Raw genomic sequence first — 17653 nt, 5'->3', positions numbered from 1 at the left:
TCTCCAACGGAACTGCCGGTTTCGCCAAGCCTAGCGAGGCGGATGCGCGTCAGCGACGACGGCGAGCAGCTGTTCGCCGTAGGTCTCGCGCTTCTTCGCGCCGATCCCAGTGATGCCGTCGAGGTCGTCAAGCGTGGTCGGCCGCTCGGTGGCGACGCCGCGCAGCGTGGCATCGCCGAACACGATGTACGCCGGCACGCCTTGCTCGCGCGCGGTCTCGGCGCGCCAGGCGCGCAGAGCCTCGAAGAGCTCGAGCGCCACCTCGGGCAGTTCCTCGGAGGCCACAGCCCGCCTGGCCTGCCTCGAGGCCCGCGCCGGCTTCTCGGGTTCGCGCCTCAGGGTGACGATGCGGTTGCCCGAGAGAACCTCGGCGCCGGCCTCGGTGACCTTCAGCGTGCCGTAGTCGCCGGTCGCCGCGAGCAGCCCCTGCGCGAGAAGCTGGCGCACCACCCCGCGCCATGCTGCCTCGCTCAGGTCGTCGCCGATGCCCCATGTGGCGAGGCTCTCGTGTCGAAGCTGCTGCGTGCGCGCGGTGCTCTTGCCCCGCAGAATGTCGACGAGCTGGCCGGCGCCGTAGGCCTGCCCGCGCTCGCGCGACAGCCGCACGATCGTCGACATCAGCTTCTGCGCGGCGATCGTGCCATCCCACCCCTCGGGGGGCTCGAGACACGTGTCGCAGTTGCCGCACGGTTCGGAAGCCTGCCCGAAGTAGGCGAGCAGGTTCACGCGCCGGCACTGCACCGTCTCGCACAGAGCGAGCATGGCGTCGAGGTGCGCCGACATGCGCCGCCGGTGCGCAAGGTCACCCGGCGACTGGTCGATCATGCGCCGCTGCTGCACCACATCCTGCAGCCCGTACGCGAGCCACGCCACCGACGGCAGCCCGTCACGCCCCGCGCGCCCCGTCTCCTGGTAGTACCCCTCGACCGACTTCGGCAGGTCGATGTGGGCCACGAACCGCACGTCGGGTTTATCGATGCCCATCCCGAACGCAATCGTGGCGACCACGACAATGCCCTCCTCGCGCAGGAATCGCGATTGTGTCGCCGCTCGGGTCGCCGCGTCGAGTCCCGCGTGATACGGCAGCGCGCGGATGCCGTTGGCCGCCAGAAATGCGGCCGTCTGCTCCACGGTCTTACGCGAGAGGGCGTACACGATGCCGGCGCGCTGGAGCTTGGAGGATCGCGACAGCGATCCCGCGACGCCAGCGCCGAGGGAGCCTGCGAGCGAGGGTTCTGAGACTTCCTCTTCAGACATTGTCCTAATGAAGTCCAGCAGCTGCTTGCGAGCGTCGAGCTTGGGCACGATGCGGTACTGGATGTTCGGACGGTCGAAGTCCGCGACGAAGTGCCGCGCGGCATCCATCTTCAATCGCGTCGTGATCTCGGCGTGCGTCGCCTCGGTCGCGGTCGCGGTCAGCGCGATGCGGGGTGTGGTCGGCCACCGCTCGGCGAGCTCGGAGAGCGCGAGGTAGTCGGGGCGGAAGTCGTGGCCCCACTGGGAGACACAGTGCGCCTCGTCGATGGCGAAGAGCGCGACTGTGCCCCGCTCGAGCAAGGTCTTCGTCGACTCAGACGACAGCCGTTCCGGGGCGACATAGAGCAGGTCGAGCTCGCCCGCGACGTACGCGCGCTCGACGCGGGTGCGCTCCGCGGAGTCTTGTGTGGAGTTGAGGAACGCCGCCCGCACGCCGACTGCGAGGAGCGCGTCGACCTGGTCTTGCATGAGGGCGATCAGCGGGGAGATGACGACGCCGGTGCCCTCGCGCACGAGCGATGGGATCTGGTAGCAGAGGCTCTTGCCGCCGCCCGTTGGCATGAGCACGACCGCGTCGCCGCCGGCCGTGACGTGGTCGATGATGGCCGCCTGCTCGCCGCGGAAGGTGTCGTAGCCGAAGACCGTGTGCAGGGCTTCGGAGGGCGAGGCGAAGCGGGGAGGGGCCGGGCGAGGGGTGGATGGGGTTTCGAGACGCCCGCTGTGCGGGCTCCTCAACCCGCTGTGCGGGCTCCGGGGCCCGCTGTGCGGGCTCCTCAACCCACTTTGCGGGCTCCGAGGCGCGCGTGGGGGCGGCGGCGCGTCGAACTCGGGCGGGGGCGCGTCGAAGTCGTCCGGCGGCTCCAGGTCATCTGGGTTCCAGTCGATCTCCGCGCTCCAACTCACCCGGCCATGCTAACCGGCACTCCTGACCATGAGGGTCAGGCGGTCGCCCCTGTGCAGAACCCGTGCTCGCCCTTCTCCCGTGCAGGAGCCCCGAGCGCAATCTGGGTCACGAGGGGTCAGCAGACAGGCGGGGAAGCGCCGTAGGCTGGAGGCACCACACCGCACACCGATCGGAAGCTGCAGAATGGCCACACGCTGGGCGCGTTTCGCGCGTGGCTGGCTCGCGGCCTCCATCGCCACGGTCGTCGCCGCCTTCTTCCACGTCGCGACGGGCGGCGGGGCGCCAGGCGCGCTCGGCCTCACGCTCGCCCTCGCGTTCTCCGGCATGGCCTGCATCGCCCTCGCCGGCAAGACCCTCTCGCTGTGGCGCCTCACCATCTCGGTCGCCCTCAGCCAGTTCCTCTTCCACTCGCTGTTCGACCTCGGGGCGGCGGCGGGGCACGGCACCGGCGCGGCAGACGGCGCGGGCGCGGCGGCATCCGCTCACGCTCATCACGTGACGCACATCGACATCTCCGCGCTCACGGGTGGCGAGGCGGGCGCGGCGCTCGGTGCCCACCACCACAGCCTCATCGCCGCCGGGCCCCTCATGTGGTGCGGGCACGCGCTGGCCGCGATCGTCACGATCGTCGCCCTGCGCCACGGTGAACGCGCCTTCTGGATGCTGTGCAGCGGCATCCGCGTTCAGGTCACCCGGTTCGCAGCGCTTCTCGAGCCCGCCCCCGTCGACCGCTCGCCGCGCGCGGCGGTCGCCGACCGCGCCGACACCCCTGCCGATCTCGGCATTCTGCTCGGAACGATGAGGCACCGCGGCCCTCCCGCTGCACACTGCGCCTGATCGCACGTACGGATGCGTGCGTGGCGCATCCGCTCGTTCTCGAATCGAACGAGCAGAACCGAACCGAATCAACCCGGTCGCCGCCGCGCGCCCGGAAGAAAGCAGACCATGTCACGATCACGCACGAGACCCCTGGCGGCCACCCTGACCGCCGCCGTCGCGGCCACCGCGCTCGCCCTCGCCGCTCCGCTCGCCGCGAGTGCGCACGTTCGCGTCAACCCCGACTCGGCCGAGCCCGGCGGCTACGCGACCCTCACCTTCAAGGTTCCGACTGAGTCGGAGACCGCGAGCACGACCGCACTCGAAGTCGACCTGCCCACGGCGACGCCGTTCGGCTCCGTCTCCTACCAGCCCGTGCCGGGATGGACCACCAAGATCGTCACCACCACGCTCGACAAGCCGGTGAAGACGTCGAACGCCACCATCACCGAGGCGCCGACGAAGGTGATCTGGACTGCGGACGCGGCCTCGGCCATCGCCCCCGGGCAGTTCCAGCAGTTCACGATCTCGGTCGGGCCCGTGCCGGATACGGGCAACATCATGCTGCCGGCACACCAGACGTACTCCGACGGCAGCGTGGTCGACTGGGACCAGCCGACGCCCGCCTCGGGCAACGAGCCCGAGCATCCCGCGCCGACGCTCTACATCACGGACGCGCCGCCCGCTGAGGCCTCACCCGCAGCACCGACCGTCACGTCGACGCCGGTCGCCGGCAGCGACGGCAGCAGCGACAGCCAAGCGGATGCCGCACACTCCGGCACCTCCGACGCCGTCGCGCTCGGGCTCGGCATCGGCGGGGTCGCCCTCGGCGTGATCGCGATCGTGCTTGCCCTCACCGCGCTCGTGCGTCGGCCCGCCGCGCCGGCTGGCTCGGAGCAGCCGTGACCCGCACGCGCACCGCGCTCGCGTCTCTGACCGCCGTCGCCGCAGGAGCGCTCCTCGCGCTCCTGCCGGCGGCGGCCGCGAGCGCCCACGACTACCTGGTCGACAGCAGCCCCGCCGCCGGCTCGACGGTGACGAAGAGCCTCGACACCGTCTCTCTCACGTTCAACGACATCGTGCTCGACCTCTCGGGCGACGGCGAGTCCTCGATCATGCAGGTCACCGGCCCCGACAAGCGGCACTTCGAGACCGGCTGCACCAAGACCCTCGGTCGCACCGTCAGTGTTCCCGTCTCGCTCGGCGGCGCGGGAACGTATGACGTGACCTGGCAGATCGTCTCCGCCGACGGGCACACCGTCTCTGGCACCATCCAGTTCACGTACGACCCGCCGGCCGGTGCTGTCAAGGCCGCCGGCAGCGAACACCGGCCCGCGTGCGGGGCCGGTGCATCCGGAACCTCCGCGGCGAGCGCCGCCCCCGCCTCGGGAACGAAGGCCGACAGCAGCGAGCTGGGAATCGTGATCGGCATCGCATCCGCCATCATCGCGCTCGCCGTCATCGCCGTGGTCGTCGTGCTGGTGACCGCCCGGCGCCGACCGGCAAAGCCCGCGAGCACCGGGAGTAGGGCGGGCACCGGGAGCACCGGGGGCACCACCGCTAAGCCCGCGCGCAAAGAATGGCGGCCCGACGATGAGTGACGACGTCACGCTGGGCGGCGGCACGACGACCGGAACGACGGCAGCAAACGCGCCAGAAGACCAGGCAGACCCAGAACTGCGGATGCCGCAGCTGCACCTGCCCTCGTTGCGGCCCGTCACGATCGTGCTCACCCTGTGCGTGCCGCTCGCCGTCGCCGCGACCGTCGCGGGAATGGTGTTCACGGGCGCGTTCTCGACCGGGCGCGCGCTGTACGACCCGGGCGATCTCGTGACCTACGGGCTGCCCGTCGCGCGTTCCGTGCACGACCTCGCCGCCGCCGTCACCGTGGGGCTCCTCGTTCTCGCGACCTTCATTCTGCCCGGGCAGAAGACGCGCCCCGGCGAGGTCAGCCACGCTCAGTGGAAGGCGACCCGCTGGGCGGCCTTCACGGGCGTCGTCTGGTTCGTCGCGGCGGCGGTCGTGCTCGTGCTCAGCGGCATTCAGATTTCGGGCGTGCCGGTGGGCGACGCGTTGTTCGCCTCGACGTTCCGCACGTTCCTGTTCAACGTGGCGCTCGGGCAATCGCTGCTGGTCTCGGCGGCCTGCATCCTCGTGGCCACCATCATCGCGCTCGTCGCCCGGCGGCAGTCGACCGTCGCCGTCGCGTGCGTGCTCGTGCTGTTCTCGCTGCTGCCCCTCGCCCTCTCGGGCCACGCCGCCGGATCGGCCGAGCACGCGAACGCCGTCAACAGCCTCGCGGTGCACCTCGTGGGTGTCACCATCTGGGTGGGCGGGCTGGTCGGCCTGCTCGTGCTGCGGCGTCAGATCAAGAAGGGCTTCGGCGTCGCGGTCGCACGGTACTCCACCATGGCGGGGTGGGCGTTCGCCGCGGTCGCCTTCTCTGGCATCGTGAACTCGGCCCTGCGCCTCAGCAGTTTCGCCGATCTGCTGCAGCCGTACGGGCTGCTCATCGTCGCCAAGGCGTCCATTCTCATCGTGCTCGGCGTGTTCGGCGCGCTGCAGCGCCGGCGCATCATTCCCGGCCTGAAGGCCGACCCGATGAACCGGCGCCTGTTCGTTCGCTTCGCCACCGCCGAGGCCACCTTCATGGCGCTCGCGATCGGCATCTCCGTGGGCCTGGCGAAGAGCCCGCCTCCCGTCTCACAGGCGCCGCTCACGGGCGACTTCGCACGCGAGGGTCTGCTCGGGTTCGCCTACCCGCCACCCGTCACGTTCTGGCGCATGATCACCTACACGCACTGGGAATGGATGTGGCTGGGAGTCGCCTGCGCCCTCGCGGGCTGGTACGTCGCATCCGTCATCGTGCTGCGCAGGCGCGGAGACCACTGGCCCGTGCTTCGCACCGTCTGCTGGCTCTTCGGATGCCTGGCGCTGGTCTGGGTGACCAGTGGCGGCCCGGCCGTGTACGGCCTCGTGCACTTCAGCAGCCACATGGTCGAGCACATGGCGCTCATGATGTTCGTGCCGCCGTTGCTCGTACTCGGCGGGCCAGTACTGCTGGCGATGCGCAGCCTCCCGGTTCGGCACGACGGCAGCCGCGGCATTCGCGAGTGGCTGCTCATCGTGGTGCACTCGCGCTACATGGCGTTCCTGTCGCGTCCCGCGGTGGCGGGCACCATCTTCGCCGGCAGCCTGATCGCGTTCTACTACTCGCCCGCGTTCGCGTGGGCGCTGCGCGATCACGTGGGGCACGTGCTCATGTGCCTGCACTTCATGGCATCGGGCTACCTCTTCTTCTGGGTGTTCATCGGCGTCGACCCCGGCCCGAAACGGCCCGGCTACCCGGTTCTGCTCATCACCCTGCTGGCCACGCTCGCGTTCCACGCGTTCTTCGGCGTGGCGCTCATGGAGAGCACCGGCCTGATGGCGAGCGAGTGGTGGCACGCGCTCGGCCAAACGAACGACGCAGCCCTGCTCGCCGACCAGCATGCGGCGGGCGGAATCGCGTGGGGGGCGAGCGAGGTGCCGATGGTGCTCGTGGCGCTCGGGCTCGTGCACGCGTGGATGAAGTCGGACGAGCGCACGGCGCGCCGTCTCGATCGCAAGGCCGATCGAGACGGCGACGCCGACCTCACCGCGTACAACGAGCGTCTGCAGCGCATGGCCGACCACGAGCGCTGAGCGAGGCGGTCCCGGAGCGCGAGGCGGGTTGAGGAGCGCGAAGCGCGTCTCGAAACCCAATACCCCGTACGTGGGGCTGGGTTTCGAGACGGCCGCTTCGCGACCTCCTCAACCCGCGTCGGTCACCAGAGGAGGACCGGCAGGCGGATGCTCGTCGACGCCTTCACGGCATCCGAACCCTCGTAGTGCGCGCTCAAGAGGTGCAACCCGCGTGAGAGCGTCGGCAGCTTCACGCGCGCCCGCCCGTGGTCACCCGCCGCAAGCTGCACGGTCGCGATCACCTTTCCGCGGTCGAGGATGCTCACGGTGCCCGTCGCCTCCGTGCCATGCTGCGCGACCACCTGAACCGCGTAGTGCAGCGTGGAGTGATGGTTGGCGAGCAGCGTACTCGGCACCCCGATGGTGAGGCTGCGCACCTGCTCCACCGGCGGCTGGGTCGCCTGCACCGCAATCGGCACCGAGATCGACGTTCCGGTCGCCGGCACCGAGATCGTCAGTGACTGCGCGCCGGAAAGCCCGGCAGGGATCGCGAACGTGACGCTCGCGCGCCCCACCTCGTCGGTCGTGTCGACGATCGCAGGGTCGATCGCGCTCGTCGCCAGAACCGTGTCGCCGATGCTGACCTGCACCGTGTCGGCCGCCGGCTCGCCCGCGCTGAACAGCAGCGACGACAGGTTCGCCGTCACCGACTCCCCCGGCGCGTACCCGGTCGACGCGGCCGGGGCGCTCAGCGCGACGCCGACCGCGCGCTGCGCGTAGTCCGGGCTCGCCGTCGGGTTCGCGATGAAGTAGTCGACCATCGCCTGCAGGTCCACCTTGCCGGTGTCGGCCTGCCCGCTCCCCTTTGCCAGCGTGAAGAAGTTGTCTCCACCCGCCGCGAGGAACGAGTTGACCACGACGGTGTGCGTGTCCGCATCCCCGACCTCGCTGCCGTTCAGGTACACATGCGTGATGTGCGAACCGGCGGCAGCACCCGGGTCATACGTGTAGGTCAGCGAAGCGGATGCGCCCAGCTTCAGGAACGGCCGGCTCGATCCGGCGGGTTGCCACTGCTCCTCCAGCACCTGTTTGAGCTGGGCTCCGGTCAGCGTCTCGGTCACGAGCGTGTTGGCGAACGGCTGGATTGCCGCCGCCTCGGCGTATGTGACGTTGCCGTCGGGGTCGCCAGCGCCACTCGACGCGTACGTCAGGTCGGCGCGCAGCCCTCCCGGGTTCATCAGCGCGACCTCGGCTCCGCTGTCTTTCGCCGCCCACAGCTGCACGTCGGCCACGAAGTTGCCCAGCGTGGATTCGCCTCCGCGGTTCTCCGAGCCGTCGCTCTGCCTGGCCCGGTTGAAGTCGGCCGTGATGTCGCCGACCTTCTTCGCGCCCTCGACCTTGGCGACCGCCACCGCGTCGGCGACGATCTGCGCGACCGCCGAATCTGCCGGGTAGAGCGCCTTGCCGCTCGCGTCGTTCAGCGGCAGCACCTCGCTCGAGATCGACAGCAGCGCCTTCGTCTGCGGATCGACCGTGAGCGTGGTGTGACCGAAGTCCTCACCGTACTTGGCCGACTGCAGAACGGGGCGGGTGCGATCGGTGCCGGGGATCGCGATCTCGTGGTTGTACAGCTGGTGCGTGTGGCCCGAGATGATCGCGTCGACGTTGGCGTCGACACCGGTCACGATCCTGCCGAACTCCGAATCGTCGGTCGCGTCGGCGAGAGCCGGCGTGGCCGCACCGTCGTGCACGAGCAACATCGTGACATCCGCTTCGCCGTTCGATTCGTCGCCGTCGCGCAGCTGGTCCGCGACGCGGTTGACCGCGGTCGTCACGTCGGTGACCTTCACGTCGGCGATGCCGGCGGGGCTCACGAGCGAGGGAAGCTGCTCGGTGATGGCCCCGATGAAACCGATGCGCACGCCGTCGACGGTCTTCACGGTGTACGCGTCGAACACCGGGTCACCCGTGGTCTTGTCGACCACGTTGGCCGCCAGGTACGGGAACGTCGCCGCCGGAATCACCCGGTTCTGAATGTCGCTCACGCCGTGGTCGAACTCGTGGTTGCCGAGCGCGCTCGCGTCGAGCTTCATGGCGTTCAGGGCGTCGAGCGTCGGCTTGTCCTGCTGAATGAACGACGTGAAGGTGGATGCGCCGATGTTGTCGCCGGCCGACACGAACAGCGTGTTCGGGTTGGCAGCGCGGTACTGGTCTACCGCGCCCGCGAGCACGGCGGCGCCGCCCGACGCGCCCCCGGCCTCAAGACGACCGTGGAAGTCGTTGATCGAGAGCACGTCGATGGCGATCGGGGCATCCTTCTCGGTGATTCCCACCTTGATGGGGTTGTGGTCGCTCGCGCGGAACGGGGTGCCCGCTTCGGCGGCGCCGAACGCGTAGCCGCGGTCGGACCACTCGGGCGCGTTGATGTCCCACACGCCGGCGCCGGCGACGGATTTCGCGAGGGCCGGCGTGGCCAGCGCGTGGTCGAGCGAGCCGACCTCACCGTCGTAGCTGTAGGTGTACTGGCCCTTCGCCTTGGCGGTCACGAGGTCGACCATGCCGGCATCCGTGAAGACCCGGATGGGGTCCTCCATGGAGTAAGAGTTGAAGTCGCCGAGCAGCAGCACATTGTCGCTGCCGCTCGAGGCCTTCAGGTCGTTCACGAAGGCGAGCACCGACTTCGCCTGCGCGACGCGGTCGGCGTTGAAGAAGCCCTGGCCGTCAGCCGGCTCGTCGCCCGTGCCGCCGCCCTTCGACTTGAAGTGGTTGGAGACGACCGTGAGTGTCTTCGTGCCGGCCGTGAAGGTCTGCGCGATCGGCTCGCGCGCGTTGCCCCACACGCTCTCGTCGATCACGGTCTTGCTGTCGCCGACCGGCGTCACCGCGTTCTTCTTGTAGATGATCGCGGTCATGATGACGTCGGTCGTGTCGACCGCGTTGCGCAGTGCGGCGGGCGTCGGCACGTAGGCCCAGACGTCGCCGCCCGCGGCCGCGTTGAGACCGTCGACCAGGTCGGCGAGCGAGTCGTCCACGCCGATGCCGAAGTGGATGCCGTTCTCGATCTCTTCGAGCGTCACGATGTTCGCGCCGAGCGCGTTCACCGCCGCCACGATCTTGGACTTCTGCACGGCGAGCTGCGCGGCGGTCTTGGCGCCGCGCGCATCCGCATTCTGGCTCTGCAGTGTCGTGAAGTAGTTCTCGACGTTGAAGGATGCCACGGCGAAGTCGCCGCCGACCGCGGGCGGCGCCTCGGGGCGCGGGTTGGTCGGCTCGAACGTGGGCTTGAGGTCGGCGGGGCTCGCGTCAGTGATGGGCACCGTGGGCTGCAGCCGCCAGTCGTCGAATCCGTACGAGAGTACGTATGGCTTCGCCGGGAAGTCGACCGTGTCGCCGTTTCGCACCACCGTGTTCTTGGTGAAGTACGGCTGGTCGCCTGGGTACGCCTTGTTCGAGACCTGAATGTTGTAGCCGTCGTCGAGGAAGATGCGATCGGCGCGGTTGGCTGCCGCGACGGCGTCGGCGTCAGCGCCGGGCCTGGCGGCCTCGGTGTTCTTCACGAGAGGGTCGGCGCCGGCAGACAGCCACAGCGTTCCGTAGTTGTAGAGCTGGTGGCTCGAGGCCACCTTGTAGGTGCCCGTCGGCTCGACGAGCATGCCCTCGTAGGCCTCGCGGGCGGCGCCGCGCACCGAATCGGGAAGGGGCGTTGCGGCGGGCACGCCGACGCCCGGGGTGACGACCTCGATCGCTCCGGCCGCCGAGGCGGTGATCTGGGTGAGGCCGTAGTACTCGCTGACCGGGCCCGTGACGCGCACGAGGTCGCCGATCGCGGCATCCGTGGTGGTCTTGCCGAGGTACACGAACACGCCGTCGGATGCGCCGGGCGTCTGGTCGGTGGCGCCGCCGGAGCCCTGCGTCTGAATGTAGATGCCGGCGTAGCCGCCGACGCGATGGTCGGCCGTGACCACGCCCTCGACGGTGACGGTGGTGCCGGCGAGCGGGCTGGCCTCGCCCGTGCCCTGCACCTCGGCGATGGTGTTGGTCGGCTCGGCCGCGTACGCGGGAGCGGCGACGAGAGAGGAAAGGCCCAGCGCCGCAGCCGCGATGGCCGAGAGGGCGCTGAGCCGGTACTTCTGATGCATAACGGAGATCTCCTTGTCAGGCAGACGCACTCGCGTGTATGTCGGCGCTGGGGGACGCTCCGTCGCGGCCCCCACCACGAGGCCCCCGTTTGGGGGTACCCGAGGCGAGCATATGGGGTTGCTGTGAGCTTTGCCAAGGGGTGGCGACAGAGTGACGCCCGCTCTTAAGTTGGTGTTTGCGCCGTCTACAACGCTCGAGGCTGGATAGGTAAGCCTTACCTCAGCTAGCATGGGAACGATGCCCCGATACCGCCGCGATCCGATCAAACCCGAGAATCCGCAGATTCTTCGGGTGCGCGTCGTCCGATCCATGCGCATCAGCCCGTCGTTCGTGCGGGTCACCCTCGGTGGCGACGACCTCGCGCGCTTCACCCCCATGGGTCACGACCAGTGGTTCCGGCTGTTCCTGCCGCAGGCACATCAGAGCGAGCCGCTGCTGCCCACCTCCGCGGGACCGGGCTGGTGGCCGCAACTGCTCATGACCTCGGCATCCCACCGACCGCACGTGCGCAACTACACGGTGCGTGCGTTCCGCGAAGCGCCGTTCGAGCTCGACGTCGACTTCGCCATACATTCGGATGCCGGCCCCGCCTCGTCGTGGGCCCTCACCGCCCGCCCTGGCGACCCGGCCGGCATTCTCGACGAGGGCGTCATGTGGAACCCGCGCCCCACGACCGAGCGGGTGCTCATCGTGGCCGACGACAGCGGGGTGGCCGCCGCCGCCGGCATCGCCGCCGGCCTCGACGCCGGCGCGACGGGCGACATCGTGCTCGAGGTCGAGCACGCCGACGACGCCCAGCTGCTGTCGGTGCCGAGCGGGGTGCGCGTGCACTGGGTCGTGCGCGACGAGCAGCAGGCGGCGGGCGAGGCGCGTTCCCGTCAGCGTGCCGAGCAGCTCGCCGCCGATGGCGCCCTCGCTGAGCCCGAGCACGCTCGTGGCGCAGCGGTCACGCTCGAGCGTCCGCACGTCGGGCAGGCAGCGCTGGAGCGCGCCGTGCAGGTCTTCGATGAGAGGTCGCGCGAGCTGGGCGACCTCGAGGTGGCGGCCTTCGCCGTCGGCGAGCAGCAGCTCGCGACCGGCCTGCGCCGCGCGCTCGTCTCGCGCGGCGTGCCGAAGACGCACATCACGTTCTGTGGCTACTGGCGCCGAGGGCGCGACAACTCGTTCTGACGTCCGCGTACCGCGCGGGCTGCTGTGTCAGACTCGATCGTGACCGTGACGTCATGAGCAGGAGCCGAGACACGTGGAATCCGAGAGCGAGAAAGCCGACCCGGTGCGCGTGGAGGTCGCGAGCCGGCTCGCGGTCGCCGTGGGGCGCCTGAACCGCCGCATCCGCCCGCGAGGCGACGGGCTCAGCCACGGCATGCTCTCGGCGCTCTCGAGCATCGTGCGCCTGGGGCCGCTACGCCCGGGCGACCTCGCGCGGCTCGAGGTCATCGCCGCGCCGACCGCCACGCGCGTCATCGCCGATCTCGAGGGCCGCGGGCTCATCGCCAGAAGCCCCGACCCGGATGACGGCCGCTCCTTCTTCATCCGCGCGACCGACGCCGGCATCGACGCGGTCGTGCGAGCGCGCAGCGAGCGTGCCGAGGGGATCTCCCGGCTGCTCGGTCACCTCGACGACGCGGCGGTCGGCACGATCGCGGAAGCCCTCGACGCGCTGGAGGCCGCCGCGACCGCGCCGTGAGGCGCGGCATCCGCTGTTCTGCGCCTTGGCGTTGGCGGAAGCGTTACCCGAGCAGCGTCAGCAGCACGTGGCTGGGTTCGAGCGCGCGCACGGCATGCCGCACGCCGGCGGCCACGTTGACGATGCCGCCCGCGGCCAGCTCGGTCTCGGCGCCGTCGACCTCGAATGCCACGCGCCCGGCAAGCGTCTGCACCAGGATCGGCACGGGGGCGGAGTGCTCACGCAGCTCCTGCCCAGCGGCGAAGGCGAGCAGCACCACGCGAGCGCCGAACCCGTCGAGCACGCGTTTGGGCTTCAGCCGCTCGTCGTCGATAGGCGCCTGAGCGAGCAGCTCGTCGAGCCCGCTCGAGAGGTAGATGGCGTTCTCGCTCACTCCCCCACCTCGGGCAGCGACTGGTGCGTGGCGACCGCGAGCCGGTTCCACACGTTGATCTGGGCGATCGCGAAGATCAGCTGGGCGGTCTCGTGCTCGTCGAATTGGGCGCGAACGCGCTGCCACACATCCTCGGGCACGCCATCCTCACCGATGAGCGTCACGCGCTCGGTGAGCTCCATCGCGGCCCGCTCGCGCTCGGTGAACAGGTCGGGCGCCTCGCGCCACGCCGACAGCACATAGATGCGGCGGGGCGTCTCGCCGCCGGCCACCGCATCACGGGAGTGCATGTCGAGGCAGAACGCGCATCCGTTCAGTTGCGACGCGCGAATCTTCACCAGCTCCCGCAGGCTCGGCTCGAGCGAACTCGACCGAACGAACTTCTCCATCCCGAGCACCGCCTGGTACCCCTCAGGCTCCAGGGCATTCATGTCCAACCGCTGTTGCTGCGTCATTACGCATCCTTCCGATGGGCCGATGGTGCCTCGGCGACGCCCTACGCGACGCCCGGCACGGCTTTCGCGGCCCCTCAATATAAATGATAGAGAGGATGCCGGGCGCGTGCGCGCCCGGGTTTCGAGACGCCGGCTGCGCCGGCTCCTCAACCAGCGGGGCGGGCGGCCAGCTCGTCGGGCAGGCGGCCGGGGCCGACAGCCGGGTCGTGCAGCAGACAGGCCACCGACCGGTGCGGTTCGGCGTCGCCGTACAGGGTCGGCCCGAGCGCCGGGTCGATCTTCGGGCACGCGTCGAACGCGAACGGGCACCGGGGGTGGAAGTTGCACCCGCTCGGCAGCGCCATGAGGTCGGGCGGCGACCCCGGGATGCCGCCGAGCTCGCGGCGCGGCCCGTGCAGCGGCGGGAACGAGTGCAGCAGCCCGGCCGTGTACGGGTGCCGCGGCTGGTGGTAGACCTCGCTGCTCGCGGCGTCCTCGACGATGTTGCCCGCGTACATGATGGCGATGCGGTCGGCCAGCTCGAGCAGCAGCGACACGTCGTGCGTGATGAAGATGACGGAGAACCCGAGGTCGCGCTTGAGGTCCATGATCTGCTCGACGATCTGCCGCTGCATGACCACGTCGAGCGCGGTCGTCGGCTCGTCCATGATCACGACCTCGGGCTCGAGCGCGAGGGCCATGGCGATCATCACCCGCTGGCGCATGCCGCCAGAGAGCTGGTGCGGGTAGCTGTCGAGCCGGTCCTTCGAGATGCCCACCATCGAGAGCAGGTCGGCCGCACGGGCCCGCATGGCGTGCGCCGGCATCTTCTCGTGCGCCCGGATGCCATCCATCAGCTGCTTGCCGATCTTGTACACCGGGTTCAGCGAGTTCATCGAGCCCTGGAACACGATGGCCGTGTCGCGCCACCGCTGCGCCCGCAGCTCGCGGTCGCTCATGCGCAGCAGATCGCCGCCGTGCCCGTCTCGCGAGCTCGTGAACAGCACCTCGCCGCCGGTGATCACCCCGGGGGGCGGCAGCAGACGGGTCGCGGCGTACGCGAGGGTCGACTTGCCGCATCCGCTCTCTCCGGCCAGGCCCAGGATCTCGCCCGCGCCCAGCGTGAGGTTCACGTTCTTCAGCGCGTGCACCGCGTCGTCGTCGTACCCGTAGTCCACCGACAGGTCGCGGATCTCGAGCACCGGCTTCTTCGTCGTCGCCGTCCGGGTGATGGTGGGCTCCGTGATGGTCATGCGCCGACCTCCTGGTCTGTGGGTGTGAGCGCGTCTGCCGTTGTCAGCGCGTCTCGTGTTTCGGCAGCGGATGGCGCCCCGCGGTACACGGGCGTGAACCCGATGCGCGCCCGGATCCTCTTCTTGCGCAGGATGCCCGCCGAGGCCGCCGTGTTGCGCAGGCGCGGGTTGACGAACTCATCGATGCCGAAGTTGATGAGCGTGAGCGCTGTGCCTACCGCGGCGATGCACAGCCCCGCGGGCACGAACCACCACCACGCACCGAGCACGAGCGCCTGGCTCGACTGCGCCCAGAACAGAACGGTGCCCCAGTTCCACGCCGAGATGCTTGTGACGCCGATGAACGCCAGCGTCACCTCGGAGAGGATGGCGAAGATGGCGGTTCCGATGAACCCCGAGGCGATGATTGCCGTGAGGTTGGGCATGATCTCGAAGAAGATGATGCGCCACATCGGCTCACCGTTGGCGCGCGCCGCCTCCACGAAGTCGCGCTTTCGCAGCGACAGGGTCTGCGCGCGCAGCACGCGCGATCCCCACGCCCAGCCGGTTGCCGCGATGATGAGCGCGATCGTGAGTCCGCCGGCCGAGGGCACGAGCGCCGCCACGATGATGATGAGCGGCAGCGCCGGGATGATGAGGAACACGTTCGACAGCAGCGAAAGCAGCTCGTCTCCGAGGCCCCCGACGAAGCCCGCCGTGACGCCGACGACCACCGAAATGAAGGTGGCAAGGATACCGGCGAGCAGCCCCACGACCATGACGCCGCGGGTGCCGACGAGCAGCTGCGACAGGATGTCCTGCCCCGTGTTCGTCGTGCCAAGCCAGTGCGCGGCCGACGGCGGCTCGAGCGACAGCCTGGTCACCGCGTTCGGGTCGTACGGCGCGATCCACGGCCCGATCACGGCGAGCACGAGGAAGACGGCGAGGATGATGAGGCCGATGAGGGCCTTGCGATTGCGCAGCAGGCCGAGGCTGCGCCGCTTGCGGCGCACCCCGGTCGAGCCGCCGCCGGGCTGAACGGTCGCGGATGCGGCATCCGTCAATGCAATGGGATCTGCCTGAACAGACATGGCTCAGCCCTCCACTCTCGTGCGGGGATCGAGGAACGCGTACACGAAGTCGGCGATCATGCTGGCCACGAGCACCGAGATGGTGACCACGAGGAACGCGCCCTGCATGAGCGGGTAGTCCTTCGAGCCGATGGCCTGGAACAGCATGTAGCCGATGCCGGGGTAGGAGAAGACCATCTCGGCGACCAGCGTGCCGCCCACGATGAAGCCGAGCGAGAGAGCGAAGCCCGAGATGCTGGGCAGCACGGCATTGCGCGCGGCATAGCCGAACATGACCTTGCGCTCGGGCAGGCCCTTAGCCTGGGCGACGGTCACGTAGTCCTCGCTCGAGACGGTGACCATCATGTTGCGCATGCCGAGGATCCAGCCCGAGATGGAGCTGATGATGATGGTGAGCGCAGGCAGGGTGCCGTGGTAGATGGCGCCGCTGATGAACTCCCACGACCAGCCCGGCACGGTGGCGGGGTCGTAGCCGCCGGATGCCGGGAACACCTGCACCGTCACGGCCAGCGCCGAGATGGCGATGAGCCCGAGCCAGAAGTATGGGATGGCCGAGAAGAAGTTGGCGATCGGCAGCAGGTTGTCGGCCCACGTGCCGCGCCGCCAGCCCAGCCCGATGCCGGCGAGCGTGCCGAGCACGAAGCCGATGATCGTCGAGAAGCCGACGAGGGCGAGGGTCCAGGGCAGAGCCTGCGCGAGAATCTCGGAGACCGGTGTCGGGAAATAGGTGAATGAGATGCCGAGGTCGCCGTGCAGCAGGTTCTGCCAATACGTGATGTAGTCCTGCCAGATGGTTGTGTGCTTGTCGAGGCCGAAGAGAACGTAGAGCGACTTGATGGCGTCGGTCGACAGGCGGCCCTGGAACTTGTTGATGAGCGAGTGCACGGGGTCGCCCGGCAGCATGCGCGGAATGAAGAAGTTGAGCGTGATCGCGGCCCAGGCCGTGAAGAGGTAGAACGCGACGCGGCGAAGGAAGTACTTCATGCGCTCACCCCGAATGCGGCGCGGCGCTCCTCGGTCGCGTCCTCGGCGTAGAGCCAGCACGCGGCCTCTTGCCCCTCGCCGACCTGGAAGATCGGCGGGGCCGTCGTGACGCAGCGCTCCATGGCGAACGGGCAGCGCGGGTGGAAGCGACATCCGCTCGGCGGGCTGATGAGGCTCGGCGGCTCGCCCCGGGCCTCGCCCTCGGCGCGCTCGCCCAGCAGGTCGGCGTCGGGTGCCGAGGCGATCAGGAGCTGCGTGTACGGATGCGCGGGGCGCTGCGTCACGTCCTCGCTCGGCCCGCGCTCCACCACCTGCCCCGCGTACATCACGACCGTGCGGTCGGCGAAGTAGCGGGCCGAGGCGATGTCGTGCGTGATGTAGAGGATCGCGAGGTTCAGGCGGTCCTTCAGGTCGCGCAGCAGGTTGAGCACGCCGATGCGAATGGAGACGTCGAGCATCGAGACGGGCTCGTCGGCGAGCAGCACCCTGGGGTTGGCGCCGAGCGCGCGGGCGATGGCGACGCGCTGCCGCTGGCCGCCGGAGAGCTCGTGCGGGAACTTCTCGAGGTACCGCTCGGGCGGCGTCAGGTCGACCCGGGTGAGCAGTTCGCCAAGCAGTTGCTCGCGCTCGTCGCGGCGAATTCCGGGGTGATGGATCTTGATGGAGCGCGTGAGCACGTAGCGCACCCGGTGAATGGGGTTGAGCGAGGCGAAGGGATCCTGCAGGATCATCTGCACGTTGCGGCAGTACCGGCGGAACTTGCGCCCGAAGTGCGCGTCGACTCTCGTGCCATCGAGCGTGATCTCGCCCTTCGTGAGGGTGAGCAGCTGCGCGAGCAACCGGGCGACGGTCGACTTGCCCGAGCCGGATTCCCCGACGAGCGCGACCACGCGGCCCTGCTGCAGCTCGAGGTCGACGCCCTCGACGGCGTGAACGACCCTGTTACCCGGCCCGCGAACGGGGAAGTGCTTGGTAAGCCCGACGGCCTTCAGAACGGCGGGCGAGGTGGTGCCACGAGAGACATCATCGGCCTCGTGAAGCGTGCTCATGGTGCTCCTGTGCATCGAGTGTG

Annotated in this window: 14 protein-coding genes; 6 read left to right on the top strand and 8 right to left on the bottom strand. The window is 69.6% G+C overall.

Annotation, left to right across the window (positions count from 1 at the left end):
* Positions 1-30: 30 nt before the first annotated feature.
* Positions 31-2160, bottom strand: a complete 2130-nt coding sequence (locus tag OSC27_RS12085) for a RecQ family ATP-dependent DNA helicase (protein WP_267181695.1) — start codon at positions 2158-2160, stop codon at positions 31-33.
* 184 nt (positions 2161-2344) lie between these two features.
* Here OSC27_RS12085 and OSC27_RS12080 point away from each other — a divergent pair, with 184 nt between their 5' ends.
* From OSC27_RS12080 to OSC27_RS12065, 4 genes are all read left to right on the top strand, one after another.
* Positions 2345-2998 (top strand): hypothetical protein, encoded by a 654-nt coding sequence (locus OSC27_RS12080; protein WP_267181694.1) that lies wholly within the window; start codon positions 2345-2347, stop codon positions 2996-2998.
* A 108-nt stretch (positions 2999-3106) separates the two neighbouring features.
* The gene (locus tag OSC27_RS12075) at positions 3107-3883 is read left to right on the top strand and encodes a YcnI family protein (protein WP_267181693.1); all 777 of its coding nucleotides are present in this window, start codon (positions 3107-3109) and stop codon (positions 3881-3883) included.
* On the top strand, positions 3880-4578 hold the full coding sequence (locus tag OSC27_RS12070; RefSeq protein WP_267181692.1) for a copper resistance CopC family protein: 699 nt from the start codon (positions 3880-3882) through the stop codon (positions 4576-4578). Before OSC27_RS12075 ends, OSC27_RS12070 begins: the two co-directional genes overlap by 4 nt.
* On the top strand, positions 4571-6661 hold the full coding sequence (locus OSC27_RS12065; protein ID WP_267181691.1) for a cytochrome c oxidase assembly protein: 2091 nt from the start codon (positions 4571-4573) through the stop codon (positions 6659-6661). The genes OSC27_RS12070 and OSC27_RS12065 overlap by 8 nt, the downstream gene beginning before the upstream one ends.
* A gap of 122 nt (positions 6662-6783) precedes the next feature.
* Here the strand turns inward: OSC27_RS12065 and OSC27_RS12060 are convergent, their stop codons facing one another.
* Positions 6784-10779, bottom strand: coding sequence for an ExeM/NucH family extracellular endonuclease (locus OSC27_RS12060; protein WP_267181690.1), 3996 nt, complete (start codon positions 10777-10779; stop codon positions 6784-6786).
* Between the two features lie 238 nt (positions 10780-11017).
* Here OSC27_RS12060 and OSC27_RS12055 point away from each other — a divergent pair, with 238 nt between their 5' ends.
* The gene (locus OSC27_RS12055) at positions 11018-11950 is read left to right on the top strand and encodes a siderophore-interacting protein (protein ID WP_267181689.1); all 933 of its coding nucleotides are present in this window, start codon (positions 11018-11020) and stop codon (positions 11948-11950) included.
* Positions 11951-12023: 73 nt separating this feature from the next.
* A complete protein-coding gene (locus tag OSC27_RS12050; protein ID WP_267181688.1) occupies positions 12024-12467 on the top strand; it encodes a MarR family winged helix-turn-helix transcriptional regulator in 444 nt (147 codons plus the stop codon).
* A 43-nt stretch (positions 12468-12510) separates the two neighbouring features.
* On the opposite strand, the gene OSC27_RS12045 is transcribed toward OSC27_RS12050, so the two are convergent.
* The 6 genes from OSC27_RS12045 to OSC27_RS12020 form a co-directional block, all read right to left on the bottom strand.
* A complete protein-coding gene (locus OSC27_RS12045) occupies positions 12511-12840 on the bottom strand; it encodes a cupin domain-containing protein (RefSeq protein ID WP_267181687.1) in 330 nt (109 codons plus the stop codon).
* The gene (locus OSC27_RS12040; RefSeq protein ID WP_267181686.1) at positions 12837-13295 is read right to left on the bottom strand and encodes a carboxymuconolactone decarboxylase family protein; all 459 of its coding nucleotides are present in this window, start codon (positions 13293-13295) and stop codon (positions 12837-12839) included. The genes OSC27_RS12045 and OSC27_RS12040 overlap by 4 nt, the downstream gene beginning before the upstream one ends.
* Before the next feature lie 146 nt (positions 13296-13441).
* Positions 13442-14527 (bottom strand): ABC transporter ATP-binding protein, encoded by a 1086-nt coding sequence (locus OSC27_RS12035; protein WP_267181685.1) that lies wholly within the window; start codon positions 14525-14527, stop codon positions 13442-13444.
* On the bottom strand, positions 14524-15597 hold the full coding sequence (locus OSC27_RS12030; protein ID WP_267181684.1) for an ABC transporter permease: 1074 nt from the start codon (positions 15595-15597) through the stop codon (positions 14524-14526). Before OSC27_RS12030 ends, OSC27_RS12035 begins: the two co-directional genes overlap by 4 nt.
* A gap of 3 nt (positions 15598-15600) precedes the next feature.
* Positions 15601-16581, bottom strand: coding sequence for an ABC transporter permease (locus OSC27_RS12025; RefSeq protein WP_267181683.1), 981 nt, complete (start codon positions 16579-16581; stop codon positions 15601-15603).
* On the bottom strand, positions 16578-17630 hold the full coding sequence (locus tag OSC27_RS12020) for an ABC transporter ATP-binding protein (protein ID WP_267181682.1): 1053 nt from the start codon (positions 17628-17630) through the stop codon (positions 16578-16580). The genes OSC27_RS12025 and OSC27_RS12020 overlap by 4 nt, the downstream gene beginning before the upstream one ends.
* Between the last annotated feature and the right edge of the window lie 23 nt (positions 17631-17653).

The sequence above is a fragment of the Microbacterium sp. STN6 genome (assembly GCF_026410545.1).
Taxonomy (GTDB): Bacteria; Actinomycetota; Actinomycetes; order Actinomycetales; family Microbacteriaceae; genus Root112D2.
Note: the sequence above shows the minus strand (reverse complement) of the source record. Positions and strands in the feature narration are given on the sequence as shown.

What these genes read in the sequence shown, in the direction of transcription:
- OSC27_RS12080 (WP_267181694.1), top strand. Translation starts at nt 2,345, where the DNA reads ATGGCCACACGCTGGGCGCGTTTCGCGCGTGGCTGGCTCGCGGCCTCC.
- OSC27_RS12075 (WP_267181693.1), top strand. Translation starts at nt 3,107, where the DNA reads ATGTCACGATCACGCACGAGACCCCTGGCGGCCACCCTGACCGCCGCC.
- OSC27_RS12065 (WP_267181691.1), top strand. Translation starts at nt 4,571, where the DNA reads ATGAGTGACGACGTCACGCTGGGCGGCGGCACGACGACCGGAACGACG.
- OSC27_RS12060 (WP_267181690.1), bottom strand. Translation starts at nt 10,779, where the DNA reads ATGCATCAGAAGTACCGGCTCAGCGCCCTCTCGGCCATCGCGGCTGCG.
- OSC27_RS12055 (WP_267181689.1), top strand. Translation starts at nt 11,018, where the DNA reads ATGCCCCGATACCGCCGCGATCCGATCAAACCCGAGAATCCGCAGATT.
- OSC27_RS12040 (WP_267181686.1), bottom strand. Translation starts at nt 13,295, where the DNA reads ATGACGCAGCAACAGCGGTTGGACATGAATGCCCTGGAGCCTGAGGGG.
- OSC27_RS12035 (WP_267181685.1), bottom strand. Translation starts at nt 14,527, where the DNA reads ATGACCATCACGGAGCCCACCATCACCCGGACGGCGACGACGAAGAAG.
- OSC27_RS12030 (WP_267181684.1), bottom strand. Translation starts at nt 15,597, where the DNA reads ATGTCTGTTCAGGCAGATCCCATTGCATTGACGGATGCCGCATCCGCG.
- OSC27_RS12025 (WP_267181683.1), bottom strand. Translation starts at nt 16,581, where the DNA reads ATGAAGTACTTCCTTCGCCGCGTCGCGTTCTACCTCTTCACGGCCTGG.
- OSC27_RS12020 (WP_267181682.1), bottom strand. Translation starts at nt 17,630, where the DNA reads ATGAGCACGCTTCACGAGGCCGATGATGTCTCTCGTGGCACCACCTCG.